The sequence below is a fragment of the Catenuloplanes niger genome (assembly GCF_031458255.1).
Classification (GTDB): Bacteria; Actinomycetota; Actinomycetes; order Mycobacteriales; family Micromonosporaceae; genus Catenuloplanes; species Catenuloplanes niger.
In genome coordinates this window covers 2583337-2599837 of the sequence record NZ_JAVDYC010000001.1, presented here as the reverse complement: position 1 = coordinate 2599837, position 16501 = coordinate 2583337, and the positions used below count along the sequence as shown (strand labels likewise).

Genomic DNA, 16501 nt, shown 5'->3' with positions numbered 1-16501 from the left:
CCCTCCACGTCGATACCGGCGCTAGGGCTGTATCTCGCAGCCCTTCAGCTCCGCGCGGACGGTCTCGTCCGGGAACTCCGGTGCCAGGTGACGCGGCGGTGCGATGCCGTCCACCGGCGTGAACAGCTCGCGCAACGCCAGCTCGGCCCACGGTACGAAGAACGTGCCGCCCTCACCGTCCGAGATCGCCACCAGGTCCGCGACCGGCATCAGCGCGGGCGACTCGCCGGACCACAGCGCGTAGGTGAACGTCGAGCCGTCCGGGCGCTGCGCCATCCGCAGCGGCAGCGGCGTGCCGGGCAGTGTCGCGGCCGCCTGGTGCTGCCGGTCGTACTCCCGCAGCGCCAGCAGCCGTTCCGCGCGCCGGACCGCGTGGTGCAGCGGGTGGCCGGGCGGTGCCTCGTAGGGCACGGTGCGGCCCAGGTGATCGCTCACGTACGCCATCGGTGAGGTCGACCGCGCCGAGTCCAGGAACTCCGCCTCCACCAGCGGGAACGTGGCCAGCAGCGTGTCCGGGTCGTCCGTGGTCACCACCACGGTCGTCCGGTCCGGCAGGAACGCGACCGGCCGCTTCCCGTCCAGCCGCGCGCCGAGGCCGGCCAGCCAGCCGTCGACCAGCGGGAACGACGCGCAGTAGGAGTCGCCCTCGTCCACGAAGTGCAGGATCGTGGGCGTGCTCTCACCCGGTGCCGGCGGCGGGACCGGCTCGGCCCGCAGGTTGGACCGGGCGGCGCGGTAGGCCTCGTCCTCCGTGACGCCCCAGGTGCGCAGGTGCTCCGCGGTCACGTAGGCCATCGACGTGGGCAGGTCCAGCACCAGCATCTCGGCCAGGAACGGCAGCGCGGGCCGGGCGACCGGCGCGTTCCGGGTCACCGTCATCGGTGCGGCGCCGCGCAGCACCGGGCGCAGCATCCACCGGGCGCGGGGCCAGTCGTCCGGCGTCGCGGGCATGCGGGCCAGCGTGTCGACGAACGCGTTGATCCTGGCCCGTCGCTCCCGCCGGGAGGCCGTACCGATCTCGGACCAGAGGTTCTCCAGGTAGAGGACGGCGCCGTCGTACTGCACGGCGAAGTCGCCCGCGTCGAAGCGGGCGTCCCGGATGCCGTGCCGGCGGAGTCTCTTGACCACCCGCTTGGCCAGGTCCTCCCTGCCCAGCGGCGTGTTGCCGGTGGCGCGGCGCCAGAAGAACACCTGGGTTCACCTCGGTCTCGTCATGTCCTCGGCGTCACGTCTTGTGATCACCGGCCGGGCCGGGATGGTAGCAGCAAGAGTCCACCGTCCGGGGGCCCTCCACAGGCGGACTTCTTCTCCACGGGATCGACGTTCATCACAATCAAGGGCCGGCTCCGGCCGTACGGTGCCCGCGTGGACGACGACGAACAGGCAGCGCGGCACGGTGATCCGTTCGGGCCGGGCGGACGCCTCGGCCGGTGGGACCCGGGCGCCCGCGGCGTGCGGGTCATCGCGGTCGTGGTGCTGGTCGTGGCGCTGGGCGCGGCCGTGATCGCCTGGCGTGCGCGCCCGCGGGCGGAGGTGATCACCGCACCCACGTTCGCGGTCTCCGCGGCCGGGACCGGGGGTCCGGCGTCCCCGGCGGCCGAGGTCGTGGTGGCGGTCGCGGGCAAGGTGCGGTCACCGGGCATGGTGCGGCTGCCGGCCGGCGCACGGGTGGCGGACGCGCTCGCGGCCGCCGGTGGCGCGTTGCCCGGCGTCGATACCGCGCTGCTCAACCCGGCCCGCAAGGTGACGGACGGTGAGCTGATCGTGGTCGGCGTGAGCCCACCGCCGGCCGCACCGGGCGCACCGCCGGCCCCGGGCGCACCCGGCGGCGTGGTCAACCTGAACACGGCGACACTGGCGGACCTGGACGGCCTGCCGGGCGTGGGCCCGGTGCTGGCACAGCGGATCCTCGACCACCGGGACCGGATCGGCGGGTTCCGCGCGGTGAGCGACCTGCGCGAGGTCGAGGGCATCGGAGACAGCCGCTACGAGCAGCTGAAGGATCTGGTCACGCTATGACCGCCCAGGATTCCGCGCTCGACCTGCGGCTGGGCGGCGTGGCGGCCGGGACGTGGCTGGCCGGCCTGGCCGCGCTGCACCTGAGCGCGCGTCCCGCACTGCTGGTCGGTGGGCTCGCCGCACTGCTCGCGGCGCTGACGTGCGCCCACTCCCCGGCCCGCTGGTTCGGCACCCGCCGGCCGGTCCGGGCCGGCCGGTCTGCCGGTGCCGGCCGGTTAGGCGGTGCCGGCCGGTTAGGCGGTGCCGGCCGGTTAGGCGGTGCCGGCCGGTTAGGCGGTGCCGGCGGGTTCGGCGGCTTACGGTGGATCGTCGCGGGGGTGCTGCTCGGGGTGGCGTGCGGGGCGATCGTGACCGCGGCGCGGATCGCGGTGCGGGACGCGGAGCCGCTCGCCGGGCTGACCCGGGAGCGGGCGGCGGTCACGGCGCGGCTGACGGTCCGCGACGACCCCCGGCCCCTCTCGGCGGCGACCGGCCGGGCACCGACCTGGCTGGTCCCGGCCCGGCTCACCTGGATCGCGCCGGAGGACGCGGCGTCCGGCCACCGCGTCGACGTGCGCGTGCTGATGCTCGGCACCGGTGACCGCTGGCGTGGGCTGCTGCCCGGTCAGCGCGTCGAGGCCGCCGGCCGCCTGATGCCCGCCCGCGGCGGCGACCTCACCGCGGCCGTGCTGGCCGTGGACGCCGACCCGGAGCCGCGCGGCACGGCGTCCTGGGCGCAGCGCGCGGCCGGCACGCTCCGCGCCGGGCTCCAGCGCGCCTGCGCGGCCCTGCCGGACGAGCCCGGCGGGCTGCTGCCGGGCCTGGTTGTCGGCGACACCAGCCGGCTCGACCCGGCCGTGGAGGAGGACTTCCGGACGACCGGCATGACCCACCTGTGCGCGGTCAGCGGCGCGAACATCGCGATCGTCATCGGATGCGTGCTGTTCCTGCTCCGCCGGTGCCGGGCCGGGCCGGGGCTCTCCGTCGCGCTGGCCGCGGCCGCACTGGTCGGTTTCGTGATCCTGGCCCGGCCGTCGCCGAGCGTGGTCCGGGCCGGCGTGATGGGCGCGATCGCGCTGATCGCGCTGGCCACGTCCCGGCCACGCAGCGCGGTGCCGGCGCTCGCCACCACGGTCGTCGTGCTGGTCGTCGCGGACCCCGAGCTGGCCGGCGACGCGGGGTTCGCGCTGTCCGTGCTGGCCACCGGCGGGCTGCTGGTCTTCGCCGGCCGGTGGCGGGACGGACTGCGCCGTGCGGGCGTGCCGGCCGGACTGGCCGAGGCGCTGGCGGTGCCGGCCGCCGCACAGGTCGCGTGCGGGCCGGTGATCGCCGGGCTGTCCGGCTCGGTCAGCCTGGTCGCGGTCCCGGCCAACCTGCTCGCCGCGCCCGCGGTCGCACCGGCCACCGTGCTCGGCGTGATCACCGCGGTCGTCTCGCCGCTCTGGCCGGACGCGGCGGAGCTGACCGCGTGGGCCGGCGGCTGGCCGGCACGCTGGCTGGTGCTGGTCGCGCGGATCGGCGCGCGGGTGCCGTCCGGCACCGTGCCCTGGCCCGCCGGCGCCGGCGGTGGCCTGCTGCTGGCCGCGCTCACCGTCGCGTTGCTGCTCGCGTTCCGCCGCCCACCGGTGCGCCGGGTGGTCGCCGTCATCACCGCGGCCGTGGTGCTCGGCGCGCTGCCGGTGCGGCTGGTCGCGTCCGGCTGGCCGCCCGCCGGCTGGGTGGTCGCCGGGTGCGCGGTCGGGCAGGGCGACGCGACCGTGCTCCCGCTGGGCGACGGGCAGGCCGTGGTCGTCGACGCCGGACCGGAACCCGCGCCGGTCGACCGCTGCCTGCGCGACCTCGGCATCCATCGCGTGCCGGTGCTCGCGGTCAGCCACTTCCACCAGGACCACGTCGGTGGCGTCACCGGCGTGTTCCGCGGGCGGCGCGTCGACGCGGTCGTCACCACGGCCTGGCCGGAGCCGGCGGCCGGCTACGAGCTGGTGCACGCGGAGGCGGCCCGGCACGGCACGCCGGTGCTCGCCGCGGCCGCCGGCTGGCGCTGGACCGCCCGTGACCTGACGGTCGAGGTGATCGGGCCGCCGGAGGAACTGCGCGGCACCCGGTCCGACCCGAACAACAACTCGCTGGTCCTGCACGCGACCGTGGCCGGCGTGCGGATCCTCCTGATGGGCGACGCGGAGAACGAGGAGCAGGACGCGCTGCTCCGGGCCGTGGCGGCGCTGCGGACGGACGTTCTCAAACTTGCGCACCACGGCTCCTCGTTCCAGAGCCTGGAGTTCCTCGCCGCCGTCGATCCGGCCGTGGTGCTCGTGTCGGTCGGCGCGGACAACGACTACGGGCATCCCAACCTGCCGCTGCTGGCCCGTCTCGGCCGTGACGGCGCGCGCGTGCTGCGTACCGACGAGCAGGGTGACCTCGCCGCGGTCCGCACCTCCGACGGGCTCGCGGTCGTGGCCAGGGGAGCGCCGTGAGCGGGGCGGACCCCGTTCGTGTGACCGAGGGCGTCACCCGTGGCCCGCGTGCGACGATGTCCGGCGTGACTGCCGCGAACCCCCCTGCGTTGACGCTCGTCCTGGGTGACGAGGAGCTCCTGTCGGCCCGCGCGATCGCCGCTGCCGTCCAGGCCGCGCGCGCGGTGGACCCCGGGGCCGACGTGCGGGAGTACGAGGGCGGCGCGCTGGTGCCGGGCGAGGTCGCGGAGATGCTCAGCCCCTCGCTGTTCGGCGGCCGGCGGGTGCTCGTGCTCCGCTCCGGGCAGGACGCGCGCAAGGACATGATCACCACGCTGCTGGCGTACGCGAAGGACCCCGACCCCGAGGTCAGCCTGATCGTCGGCCACCTCGGCGGCGCCAAGGGCAAGGCGCTCGCGGACGGGCTCAAGTCGGCCGGGGCCACGGTCGTCGCCGTACCCAAGATGAAGGGCGCCCGGGAGCGGGTCGCGTTCGTCCGCGACGAGATCCGCCGGCTCGGCGGCTCGTGCAGCGAGGACGCGGCCGCCGGCCTGCTCGACGCGGTCGGCAACGACCTGCGTGAGCTGGCCGCCGCCTGCTCGCAGCTGATGGCCGACACCGACGGCCGGATCACCGCGGAGACGGTCGCCCGCTACTACAAGGGCCGCGCCGAGGTCAGCGGCTTCACCGTGGCGGACGCCGCGATCGTCGGCGACGTGCCCGGCGCGCTGGAGGCGCTGCGCTGGGCGCTGCACGTCGGCGTGGACCCGGTGCCGATAGCGGACGCGCTGGCGGACGGCGTGCGTACCGTCGCACGCGTCGCCGGCGCGGGCCGGGGCAATGCTTATCAGCTGGCCAGCACCCTCGGCATGCCCGCCTGGAAGATCGAACGAGCCCAGAAGCAGTCCCGTGGCTGGAGCCCCGAGGGCCTGGTCGACGCCATGCGCGCGGCCGCCGACTGCAACGCGGCCGTGAAGGGTGGTGCCGAGGACCGCGGCTACGCGCTGGAACGCGCCGTGGTCGCGGTGGCAACCGCACGGCGTGGTGGCGGCGGCCGATGACGGCTCGCCCGCTCTACGCCCGGATCCTCCGCCTCCGGCACCTCACCCCCGGCGGCCTGCTCTGCTTCGTCTACTTCGAGGGCGCGCTCGGCCTCGGCGTCCTGCTCGCGCTGGCCGAACTGGTCACCTGGTGGGGCGTACTGGTCCTGCCGGCCTCGGTCGCCGTCATGGTCAAGCTGAACGACCTGGTCGCCGCCGTCGGCTCCCGCTCCACCCGCCACCCGTCCCGCACCTCCGCCGGCGCCGCGGTCCGCCGCAGCCTCGCCGAACGCCGCCGCACCGCCGCCGCGACAACTTCGCCCCAGCACCCGTCCACCGCCGGGCTCCCCGCCGCCGAAACGTGGTCCGCCGCCGGTCTCCTCGCCGCCGAAACGACGTCCACCGCCGGGCTCCCGGCCGGCGACACGTCGGCTGCCGGCCGGTCTTCGGCCGGCCGGCTCCCGGCGGAGACATCCGGCCCGGCCTTCGCCGGTGCGATCGCCGGCGACCGTCCCGCGGCCGGCGCCGAATCGGTGTCGCGTCCGGCGGCGACTGCCGGTGTGGCCGGCGATCACGATGCCGGCGAGGTCTACGGCCTCGCCCTCGCCCGCGGTGCAGCCGATGTCCGGGGCGCCGCAGGCGCTCACGATCTGACTGGTGTCCAGGCCCTCGTTGCTGCCCAGGCTCTCACCGGTGATGGTCTTCCTGGTGTTTCGGGCCTGGCTGGTGTCCCTGGGATGACCGGTGCCCGTGGGATGGCCGGCGTGCGGGGCGATGCCGCACCGAGCGCACGGACGCCGGACGGCGTGCGCGCCCGCGGTGGCGCCGTACCGCGATTCGCCGGTCAGCGGGCCGACGCTCGGCCGGCCGCCGAACAAGCGGCGCCGACGTCCCGAGCCGCCCGGCAGGGGACGGTCTACGGGGCCCGACACAATCAGGACGAGATCACCGGCGCGACCGCTCACCCCGGACCCGCCGCCACCGGCGGACCGGAAGACGGCCGGGGGTGGACGGCGGACCCGGCAGCCGGTGCGTGCGGACCTGTCCGGCGCCGGCCGGTGGATTATGCGGCCGGTGGACCGAGGGTGGGCAGTTCTGGAGCCGACGATCTGTGGAGCGCGGTGTCCGTGGCCGGCGGCCCGGAGGCCGGTGGTCCTGGAGCCGACGATCTGTGGGGCGCGGGTTCCGTGGCCGGCGGGGCGGAGGCTGGCGGTCCTGGGGCCGATGGTTCGTGGGGCGGGGGTTCCGCGGCCGGCGGCCGTGACGTCGGCCGGTCGTGGGCGGCGGATTCCGTGGACGGCGGGGTGGCGCGATTCGCCGATCCGCCGGCCGCGGGTGGGGACGCCGGTTCGGGGCGGCCGCCTCGCACCGGGTGGCAGGCCAATCCGATCCGGCAGAGCAGCCGGCGGGGTGAGTCGGCCGGGCAGGACGAGTGGGGCGGGGCCGGCGAGGTGGATCGGTATCGCGGCGATCCCCGGCGGGGCCGGATCCGGCCGGGTGACGCGGATCAGCGGGCGGAGCTGGACTGGCTGGGAGCGGGCCGCCCGGGCAACTCGGGCCGGCACGGAGAGCCGGACCGGCAGGGACATCAGGTGCGACAGAACGAGCCGGACTGGCAGCACGAATCGCATCGGCACCACGAATCGCATCGGCAGAACGGCTCGCACCGGCAGGGTGACGCGGCCCGGCGCGGCGACGGCGACGAGCCGGCGAACCTGGGCCGGCGCGCCGGGGTGCCGAGCGGCCGGCGGTCGAACGAGTCCTACCGGCTGCCGGCCGGCGGTCCGGTCCAGTCCGGTGGCGGCGGGCCGAGAGCCGGCGGTTCGCCGGCGGCCCGCGGCTCCGCCGACGGCGGCACGCATCGCTTTCCCGATCGGTTCTCACCACGCCCCGGCGAGCCCGGCGATCGTCAGGCGCCGGCAGCCGACCGGCAGCCCCCGCCGGCGGCGGGACACGGTCGGCGATCGGCCGGCGCGAACGGCCTGACCGACGGCGACCTGAGGACCGGCCAGCGTTCCGATCGCGGACGTCACGCGGACACGCCGCACCAGCGGGCACGGCGCTCGGCCGATCGTCGCTACGAGTGAGCGGTGACGGCGACCGCCGTGCGGCTCGGCTCGCCGGCGACACCTCGCCGGTGCCAGCTTCCGGCGGATAACGGGCTCCGCTTCGCTTGCGGTGAGTTCCCCGGGTGATGGCCGTCGCCGGTGCTGACTTCCGCCGAGCGGCTGTCACCGGCAGTGGCCTTTTCTTGTGGCGGATTTCCCATCAGGTCCGCCAGCGGTGGCTGCCCTGGGCGGTGCGCCCCGCTGAGTGGTGGCTTTCGCTAGGTGGCGGTTCCGCTGAGTGGCGCGTTCCGCCGGGTGTCGGGTTTTGGTCGGACGGCGAGTTTCGCAGGGTATTGGGTTTGGCCGGCGGCGAGTTCCGCCGGGCGGTGGGTTCGGCTGGGAAAACGAGTTCCGCCGGGCGGTGGGTTCTCGCTGGGTGGCCGGTTTCGCCGGGCGGTGGGTTCTCGCTGGGTGCGCCTTCGTCCCGCGGTGGAATTCGCTGGGTGCGGCTTCCCCGTCGTGTCATTTCGCCGGCGGGTGGTGAGTTCCGCGACGAGGAGATGCTGAGGCCAGCCAGAGATGACGCCGGGACGAGGGTGATCCGAGGCCGGGCGCCCGCTCGGCGGGCAAATCTGCTCGGCGTGGGCGCGGGGTGCGCGGCAATGCGGCAGACGCGGCGGGTGCGGCAGGCACGGCGGTGCGGCGGGTGCGGCGGTGCGGCGGGTGCGGCAGACACGGCGGTGCGGCGGTGCGGCAGACACGGCAGGTGCGGCAGGTGCGGCGGTGCGGCAGGTGCGGCGGTGCGGCAGACGCGGGGGTGCGGCAGGCGCGGATCGGCCGGGGTTTGTGAGCGCCGGGGGCAGCCGGGGGCTGTGGTGGTTCTAAGGGTTGTCGCCGCGGGTGGCCGGGTGGGCTGTGCGGCGATGTAGGGGCTGGTGGGCGCCCATCAGGAGGTAGCGGGGTGGGATGCCGCCGAAGAGGAACGGGGTGGTGAGCTCGGTGAAGCCGAGCGTGGCGTAGAGGTGGCGGGCCGCGGTGCTCTCGACGCGGACGCTGAGCAGGACGCGGGCGGCGGGGCTGGCGTCGCAGACCTCGGTTATCAGGGTGCGGCCGAGGCCGTGGCCCTGGTGGTCCGGGTGGACGTGCAGTTCGGTGAGTTCGAGGGTGTCGGCGGACAGCCAGGAGGCGGCACCGACCGCGGCGAGGCGGGTATGGACCTGGCGTTCCCACCAGCTGCGGTCGCCGGCCGGGAAGCCGTAGCAGAAGCCGACCAGGCGGGAGCCGTCGAACGCGCCGCGGGCGATCAGGCCGGGATGGCGCGCGTGTTCGGCGAAGATGTCACGGCGCTGGAGTTCCTCGGCGGGCGTGAGGCCGAACGCGGCCGACATGATGTCGGCGGCGAGGTCCGCGGCGGAGGCGAGATCCAGCGGCTTCGTGATCATGAGGGGGAGAGAAACGCAGTTACGGGCACCGCGCGACCTCGTGCGGAGGCCGGCGCGGTACCCGTACGCGACGTGCGGTGAATCAGGCGGCGCTGGAGAGCGAGTGCAGGCGCTTCGCGATGGCCGACTTGCGGTTCGCGGCCTGGTTCTTGTGGATCACGCCCTTGCTCACCGCCTGGTCGAGCTGCTTGCTGGCGTCCCGCAGGAGCGTGGTCGCGGCGGCGGAGTCGCCGGACTCAGCAGCGGTGTGGAACTTGCGGATAGCCGTCTTCAGCGACGACTTGACCGACTTGTTCCGCAGCCGGCGCTTCTCGTTCTGCCGGTTGCGCTTGATCTGGGACTTGATGTTCGCCACGCGACAGCCACGTCCTTACGAAATTGCGATTACTGACGATGAAAAGGTGTTTCAAGCTGGTGCGAGCGCAGGCAACACGGTGCCGCTGCACGCGAAAGACCAGAGTACCAGCCCTGCTGTCGGTCGACCAAAACGGCCGCCGATCAGGGGCTCAGCCACCCTCGTCGGGTGGCCAGCCAGTGCAGCGCCATCTCGCCGCTCCACCGCTGGTGCCCACGAATATACGGTGAGGCGCTGCTCGGCCCGGACTCGGCCCTGGTCAACCAGTAGCCGGCGAGCGCGGCCAGCACCGCGTCCAGTGCCTCGGCGGGCACGTCGCGGCCGGTCGGGTGGCCGGTGAAGAGCAGGTTCGCGTCCAGCCCGCTGGCGTGCGCGGTGACCAGCAGCGTCGCGGTGTCGAAGAACGGCGCGCCGCGGCAGCACCAGGTCCAGTCGCAGATCCAGGCCCGCCCGGCGCCGTCGATCATGACGTTGTCCAGCCGCAGGTCGCCGTGGATCACGCCGTCGCCGCCGCAGTGGTCCGGCGCCAGTCGTTCCAGCGCGGCGAGCTCGTCGAGCCGGCCGGCCGCGAAGGCCGGCACCGCGGGCGCGGGTTCCCGGCCGGCGGCGATCTCGGTCCACCAGGACAGCTCGGTGCGCAGCAGATGCGGCAGTGGTGGCAGGTCCATCGCGATCAGTTCGGCCGGCGGCACGGCCAGCGCGGCCGCGGCCGTGGCCCAGGCGTCCAGCGCGGCGCCCAGTTCGGCCGGCGACCAGGGCAGCCGGGGGACGGCGCCGTCCACCGCGTCCAGGCAGGTCGCGTAGTAGCCGGCGGCGGCCAGTGACCAGCGCGGCCGCGCGGCCGGGACCGCCTCGGGCAGCGCGCCGGTGATCGCCACCTCCCGGTACTGCCAGTCCGCGAGGTGCCGCTCGTGCGCCAGCGAGGCCGCCTTCACGAAGAACCGCTGACCGGACGCGGTGTCCAGCACCCCGGCGAAGCCCCGGGTGAAGCCGCCACCGGCGGTGGTCGCCCAGGTCACCGGGGAGCCCAGCCGGGCGCCGATCGCGGTGCGCAGTCCCTCTGGCAGATCCGCCCAGGACGGTCGCAGCGCGGTCGCGCCGTACGGCACCTCAGGCAGCGAGATCACACCCATCGTCCCATCCTGCCCGGCGGCGGCGGAGAACGGCGCACCGGCACTACGGCAGCGCGCGGAGCGCGTGATGGCACCGGGCCCGCGAAGCGATCGAGGCGGGGAAGGTCCCGGGCGTACCCTCGGATGCTCATGGTTTTGAACTGCCGCGTCGCGGCATGGGACCATGGAGTGCGATCCAGCGGCTCTGAGCGATTCGGCGATTCGGCGGCTCGGAGCGAGAGTGAACCAAGCGGCCTCGACGACAAGAACGGACGAACGTGCCACCCATGCGTGACCCCGGCGCGACCGATCCCGGCGCCATCCGGAACTTCTGCATCATCGCCCACATCGACCACGGCAAGTCGACGCTGGCCGACCGGATGCTGCAGCTCACCGAGGTGGTGGACGCGCGGCAGATGCGGGCGCAGTACCTCGACCGGATGGACATCGAGCGCGAGCGCGGCATCACGATCAAGTCCCAGGCGGTCCGCATGCCGTGGACCGTGCGCGAGGGCGAGCGCACGGGCGAGTCCGCGGTGCTCAACATGATCGACACGCCGGGCCACGTGGACTTCACCTACGAGGTGTCGCGCAGCCTGGCCGCCTGCGAGGGCGCGATCCTGCTGGTCGACGCCGCGCAGGGCATCGAGGCGCAGACGCTGGCGAACCTGTACCTGGCGATGGAGAACGACCTCCAGATCATCCCGGTGCTGAACAAGATCGACCTACCGGCCGCGCAGCCGGAGAAATACGCGGAGGAGCTCGCCCACCTGATCGGCTGCGAGCCGGAGGACTGCCTCAAGGTCTCCGGCAAGACCGGCGCCGGCGTGGCGCACCTGCTCGACGAGGTCGTCCGGCAGCTGCCGGCGCCGAAGGGCGACGCGGACGCGCCGGCCAGGGCGATGATCTTCGACTCGGTGTACGACATCTACCGTGGCGTGGTCACCTACATCCGTGTCATCGACGGCAAGATCGAGGCGCGCGACCGGATCAAGATGATGTCCACCGGTGCGGTGCACGAGCTGCTGGAGATCGGTGTCATCTCGCCGGAGATGCTGAAGGGCCCCGCGCTCGGCGTCGGCGAGGTCGGCTACCTGATCACGGGCGTGAAGGATGTGCGGCAGTCCCGGGTCGGCGACACCGTCACGATCAACGCCCGTCCGGCGCGGGAGGCACTCGGCGGCTACAAGGACCCGCGGCCGATGGTCTACTCGGGTCTCTACCCGATCGACGGCTCGGACTACCCGGCGCTGCGCGAGGCGCTGGACAAGCTGAAGCTCAACGACGCGGCGCTGGTCTACGAGCCGGAGTCGTCCGCGGCGCTCGGCTTCGGCTTCCGCTGCGGCTTCCTCGGCCTGCTGCACCTGGAGATCATCCAGGAGCGGCTGGAGCGCGAGTTCGGCCTCGACCTGATCTCCACCGCGCCGAACGTGGTCTACCGGGTGCAGATCGAGGGCGGCGACGAGGTCACGGTCACGAACCCGAGCGAGTTCCCGGCCGGCAAGATCGCCTCCATCTGGGAGCCGACCGTGCGCGCCACGATCCTCGCGCCGAACGACTACGTGGGCGCGGTGATGGAGCTCTGCCAGGGGCGCCGGGGCCAGCTCAAGGGCATGGACTACCTGTCGAGCGAGCGCGTCGAGCTGCGCTACACGCTGCCGCTCGCCGAGATCATCTACGACTTCTTCGACCAGCTGAAGAGCCGCACCAAGGGGTACGCGTCGCTGGACTACGAGCCGTCCGGCGAGCAGGAGTCCGACCTGGTGAAGGTGGACATCCTGCTGCACGGCGACCCGGTGGACGCGTTCAGCGCGATCGTGCACAAGGACAAGGCGTACAACTACGGCGTCACGATCGCGTCCAAGCTGCAGAAACTCATCCCGCGCCAGCAGTTCGAGGTGCCGATCCAGGCCGCGATCGGCTCCCGGATCATCGCCCGCGAGACGATCCGCGCGATCCGCAAGGACGTGCTGGCGAAGTGCTACGGCGGTGACATCTCCCGGAAGCGGAAGCTGCTGGAGAAGCAGAAGGAAGGCAAGAAGCGGATGAAGATGGTGGGGCGCGTCGAGGTGCCCCAGGAGGCCTTCATCGCGGCGCTGAACACCTCCGACAGCGGCGACGCGGGCGGCAAGGCCCCGAAGAAGTGACGGTCGTGCACTGTTCGCGGTGCGGTGCGGCGCTGCCGTCCGCACCGCCGTCCGTCTGCGCCGCCTGCGGGTACCACGTCTACGTGAACGCGCGGCCGACCTCCGGGCTGATCATCCACCGCGACGGCGAGTTCCTGGCGCTGCTGCGCGCCCGTGAGCCACGGGCCGGGCTGTGGGAGCTGCCCGGCGGCTTCTGCGACGGCGCGGAGCACCCGGCCGACGCCGCGGTCCGGGAGGCGCGCGAGGAACTCGGCGTGGACGTCGAGCTCGGCGAGCTGGTCGGCATGTACCCGGGGACCTACGACTACCAGGACGAGACGCTGCTCGTGCTGGACTGCATCTATCTGGCGTCGCTGGCGCCCGGCGCGTCGATCACGCTGGACCCGGCGGAGTCGGCGGAGATGGCCTGGTTCCCGATCGCGGCCCCGCCGGCCATGGCGTTCACGACGATGGACCACGCGCTGACCGACGTTCAAAAATTGTTGGTGCCTTAGCCGGTTTGGCTTCTCGGCACTCCGGGAATTCATCGATCACACAAGACAACGTGGCATCGAGAGATAGCACCCCCGGATCCAGAAGGAGTCACAATGACCATCACCGGCATCATCACCGCTCTCATCGTCGGCCTGATCATCGGCGCGCTCGGCCGCCTGGTCGTGCCCGGCCGCCAGAACATCCCGCTGTGGCTCACGCTGGTCATCGGCGTCGCGGCCGCGCTGCTCGGCACGGTTGTCGCCCGGGCCCTGGGCTTCGCGGACACGTCCGGCTGGGACTGGCGCGAGCTGGCCACCCAGATCGTTCTGGCCGCCGTCGGTGTGGCCCTGGTCTCCGGTTTCGCCGGTCGTCGCAGCGTCAGCCGCTACTGACCTCTCCGGGGTCCCAAAAGCCCGGCCGCTTGGCGGCCGGGCTTTTTACGTTCTTATCCCACGCCGTGTAGGTGATGTTTCAGTCGAATACCTTGGCGACGACTCGATTGGTGCCCGCAGCCGGGACGCCGGCGATCGGCGACCAGGTGCCGTCCTCCGCCTCCCACTCCAGGCCGCCGAAGAGCACGCGTTCGACGCCGTGATCGGTGGCGTGCGACACGAGCCAGTGCGCGTACCGCCAGCCGTCCCGGTCGTCCTGGACGTCGACGGTGAGGCCGTCCGGCTCCGCGGTGGCGGACCGGACCGTGCCCCAGTCCGCGTTGATGCCGTCGGCCAGGCCGGACGCGGCCGCGGCGCCGCGGACCTCCGGCTCGCCGCTGACCGTGCAGGAGACCGCGCCGGTGGCCTTGCCGAGCAGCGCCTTCGCGAGCACCTCGGACTCCTCGGCCCACTTCTCGTACGCCTCGGGGAACGCGCTGCGCTGCACCCGCTGGGCCGCGTCCGTGACGCGCATGTCCTCCCAGCCGCGGACCTTCTTGAGCGCGCCGTAGAACTTCGCGGACGCGTACCGCGGGTCGCGGATCTCCTCCGGCGTGCCCCAGCCCTGACTGGGCCGCTGCTGGAACAGGCCGACCGAGTCGCGGTCGCCGCCGGTGAGGTTCTCCAGCTTCGACTCCTGGAACGCGGTGGCGAGCGCCACGACCACCGCGTACTCCGGCATCTTCTGCCGGATGCCGACCGCGGCGATGGTGGCCGCGTTCGCCATCTGGTGAGCGTTCAGGCTCACGTGGCCGTCCGCGGTGACGGCGCACGCGCGGGCGAGGACGAGCGGAACCGTGGGGAGGGTGTCGCCCCAGTCGTGCCGGGCGGCCAGCGCGCCGAGCGCCGCGACCAGAGCCAGTGCCGTACAGCCGGCCGCAACTCCCCGTACCCGCAATCGTCACCCCCACGTCGAGTACGCCAAGCTTACTGGGACGTCGGCGGGCTCCAGTCGGGTGCGCGCTTTTCCCGGAATGCCCGAATGCCCTCCTGGCCCTCGGCGGACCGGAAGTACTGATCCGAGGCGTCGGCCATCCTGGCCAGCTCGTCGCGCACGGTCACGTCCTGCAGCAGGCCCCGCACGCCGGCGAGCGCGGCCGGCGCGCCCTTGAGCAGCGAGTCGCAGAAGGCCCGCACCGTCTCGTCCGGATCCGCGGACACCTGCGTGACCAGGCCTATCTCGGCGGCCCGGGCCGCGTCGAACACGTCACCGGTCAGGAACAGCTCGGCGGCGGCCCGCGCGGTGATCCGGCGGCGGACCGGCACGGAGATCACCGCCGGGATCACGCCCAGCCGGACCTCGCTGAACGCGAACGTGGCCTGCTCCGCGCAGACCGCGATGTCCGCGGCCGCGATCAGGCCGATGCCGCCCGCGCGGGCCGGGCCGCCGACCCGGGCCACGAGCGGCTTCGGCGACTCCCACAGCGCGGCCAGCAGGTCCGCCAGCGGCACCACCGGAAGCGTGCCGTCCCCGTCGAACGCGGCTTGGGTCTCCTTCAGGTCGGCGCCGGCGCAGAACACCGGGCCGGTGTGGGACAGCACGATCACCCGGACGGCCGGGTCGGCGACGGCCGCGGCCAGCGCCTCGGACAGCTCGTGGATCAGCGACGTGGACAGGGCGTTGCGGTTGTGCGGGCTGTCCAGCGTGAGGGTCGCCACCCCGCCACCGGACTCCACCCGCAGGAGCGCGGACGTCATGCGGGCACACTAGTGGACGGGGGTGCTCGGGCACGTCCCGACGAACCGGATCCAGGAGATCGAAAGTGCCAGGCGAACTTCCCGACGGCGAGGCCGTACCGACCGACGGCGCGTTGCCCGCGGCCGCGCTCGAGGCCTCCGGCCGGCGCGGCTTCGGCGTCTACGTGCACGTGCCGTTCTGTGCGAGCCGGTGCGGGTACTGCGACTTCAACACGTACACCGCGACCGAGCTGGGCGGCGGCGCGAGCCGGGCCGAGTACGCGGAGACCGTGCTGGCCGAGCTGCGCCTCGCGTCGCGCGTCATGACGAAAAAACCGGAAAAAGTGGACACCGTGTTCGTGGGGGGCGGCACGCCGACGCTGCTGCCGGCGGACGACCTCGTGCGCATCCTGGAGGCGATCGACGACACCTGGGGGCTCGCGCCGGACGCCGAGGTGACCACGGAGGCGAATCCCGAGTCGGTGGATCCGGCCTACCTGCGCACGCTGCGGCGCGGCGGGTTCACCCGCGTCTCGCTCGGCATGCAGTCCACCGCGCCGGGCGTGCTGCGGATCCTGGAGCGCCAGCACTCCGCCGGTCGCGCACCGGCCGCCGCGACCGAGGCCCGCGAGGCCGGGTTCGAGCACGTCAACCTGGACCTGATCTACGGTACGCCGGGGGAGACCGCGGACGACTTCGCCCGCTCGCTGGACGCGGTGATCGGGGCCGGCGTCGACCACGTGAGCGCGTACGCGCTGATCGTCGAGGACGGCACCCGGCTCGCCGCCCGCATGCGCCGCGGCGAGCTGCCGTACCCGGACGACGACGTGGCCGCGGACCGCTACCTGGCCGCGGACCGGGCGCTGACGGCCGCGGGCCTGCACTGGTACGAGGTGAGCAACTGGGCCGCCACGCCCCAGGCGCGCTGCCGGCACAACCTGCTCTACTGGACCGGCGGCGACTGGTGGGGGCTCGGACCGGGCGCGCACAGCCACGTCGGCGGCGTGCGCTGGTGGAACGTCAAACACCCCGCGGCGTACGCGAAGCGCCTGGCCGCCGGCGAGACGCCCGCGCTCGCCCGGGAGCTGCTCACCGAGGCCGACCGGCACATGGAGGACGTGATGCTGCGCGTCCGCCTGGCCGACGGGCTGCCGCTCGCCACGCTGGACGAGAACGGCCGTGCCGGGGCCACGGACGCGCTGGGCCGCGGTCTGCTGGAACCGGACGCCTACGCCGCCGGCCGGATCGTGCTCACGCTCGACGGCCGGCTGCTCGCCGACGGCGTGGTCCGCGACCTGCTGACCTGAGCCGGCCGGCAGGTCGC

At 73.8% G+C, this 16501-nt stretch carries 13 protein-coding genes and 1 pseudogene; 8 read left to right on the top strand and 6 right to left on the bottom strand.

Annotated features, from left to right (window positions below; all coding sequences use genetic code 11):
- Positions 1-21: 21 nt before the first annotated feature.
- On the bottom strand, positions 22-1191 hold the full coding sequence (locus J2S44_RS11250; protein WP_310411723.1) for a DUF1444 domain-containing protein: 1170 nt from the start codon (positions 1189-1191) through the stop codon (positions 22-24).
- On the opposite strand from J2S44_RS11250, the gene J2S44_RS11245 reads away from it, so the two are divergent.
- The 4 genes and pseudogenes from J2S44_RS11245 to J2S44_RS11230 all read left to right on the top strand — a co-directional run.
- Positions 1192-2019: a ComEA family DNA-binding protein gene (locus J2S44_RS11245; protein WP_374727971.1), complete on the top strand. Its 828-nt coding sequence runs from the start codon at positions 1192-1194 to the stop codon at positions 2017-2019.
- Positions 2016-4472, top strand: a complete 2457-nt coding sequence (locus J2S44_RS11240) for a ComEC/Rec2 family competence protein (protein ID WP_310411717.1) — start codon at positions 2016-2018, stop codon at positions 4470-4472. Before J2S44_RS11245 ends, J2S44_RS11240 begins: the two co-directional genes overlap by 4 nt.
- Positions 4473-4528: 56 nt before the next feature.
- Positions 4529-5512 carry a DNA polymerase III subunit delta gene (gene holA / locus J2S44_RS11235; RefSeq protein ID WP_310411714.1) on the top strand — a complete coding sequence of 328 codons (984 nt, stop codon included), beginning with the start codon at positions 4529-4531 and terminating at the stop codon, positions 5510-5512.
- A pseudogene (locus J2S44_RS11230) lies at positions 5509-5709 on the top strand (hypothetical protein); the annotation flags it as partial. The gene holA and the pseudogene J2S44_RS11230, both read left to right, overlap by 4 nt.
- Before the next feature lie 2711 nt (positions 5710-8420).
- Here the strand turns inward: J2S44_RS11230 and J2S44_RS11225 are convergent.
- From J2S44_RS11225 to J2S44_RS11215, 3 genes are all read right to left on the bottom strand, one after another.
- On the bottom strand, positions 8421-8981 hold the full coding sequence (locus tag J2S44_RS11225) for a GNAT family N-acetyltransferase (RefSeq protein WP_310411712.1): 561 nt from the start codon (positions 8979-8981) through the stop codon (positions 8421-8423).
- 82 nt (positions 8982-9063) lie between these two features.
- Positions 9064-9336: a 30S ribosomal protein S20 gene (rpsT, locus tag J2S44_RS11220; protein ID WP_310411709.1), complete on the bottom strand. Its 273-nt coding sequence runs from the start codon at positions 9334-9336 to the stop codon at positions 9064-9066.
- 143 nt (positions 9337-9479) lie between these two features.
- Positions 9480-10469: a phosphotransferase gene (locus J2S44_RS11215; protein WP_310411707.1), complete on the bottom strand. Its 990-nt coding sequence runs from the start codon at positions 10467-10469 to the stop codon at positions 9480-9482.
- 266 nt (positions 10470-10735) lie between these two features.
- Here J2S44_RS11215 and lepA point away from each other — a divergent pair, with 266 nt between their 5' ends.
- The 3 genes from lepA to J2S44_RS11200 all read left to right on the top strand — a co-directional run bounded on the left by lepA (position 10736) and on the right by J2S44_RS11200 (position 13461).
- On the top strand, positions 10736-12595 hold the full coding sequence (gene lepA, locus J2S44_RS11210; RefSeq protein WP_310411704.1) for a translation elongation factor 4: 1860 nt from the start codon (positions 10736-10738) through the stop codon (positions 12593-12595).
- Between the two features lie 5 nt (positions 12596-12600).
- Positions 12601-13089 (top strand): NUDIX hydrolase, encoded by a 489-nt coding sequence (locus tag J2S44_RS11205; RefSeq protein WP_310411701.1) that lies wholly within the window; start codon positions 12601-12603, stop codon positions 13087-13089.
- Between the two features lie 93 nt (positions 13090-13182).
- The gene (locus tag J2S44_RS11200) at positions 13183-13461 is read left to right on the top strand and encodes a GlsB/YeaQ/YmgE family stress response membrane protein (protein WP_310411699.1); all 279 of its coding nucleotides are present in this window, start codon (positions 13183-13185) and stop codon (positions 13459-13461) included.
- Between the two features lie 79 nt (positions 13462-13540).
- Here the strand turns inward: J2S44_RS11200 and J2S44_RS11195 are convergent, their stop codons facing one another.
- Both J2S44_RS11195 and J2S44_RS11190 read right to left on the bottom strand, forming a co-directional pair.
- Positions 13541-14398 carry a hypothetical protein gene (locus J2S44_RS11195; protein WP_374727832.1) on the bottom strand — a complete coding sequence of 286 codons (858 nt, stop codon included), beginning with the start codon at positions 14396-14398 and terminating at the stop codon, positions 13541-13543.
- 29 nt (positions 14399-14427) lie between these two features.
- Positions 14428-15198 (bottom strand): enoyl-CoA hydratase-related protein, encoded by a 771-nt coding sequence (locus J2S44_RS11190; RefSeq protein WP_310411696.1) that lies wholly within the window; start codon positions 15196-15198, stop codon positions 14428-14430.
- A 65-nt stretch (positions 15199-15263) separates the two neighbouring features.
- Here J2S44_RS11190 and hemW point away from each other — a divergent pair, with 65 nt between their 5' ends.
- Entirely contained in the window at positions 15264-16484 is a 1221-nt protein-coding gene (gene hemW / locus J2S44_RS11185; RefSeq protein WP_310411692.1) for a radical SAM family heme chaperone HemW, read from the top strand.
- Positions 16485-16501: the final 17 nt, after the last annotated feature.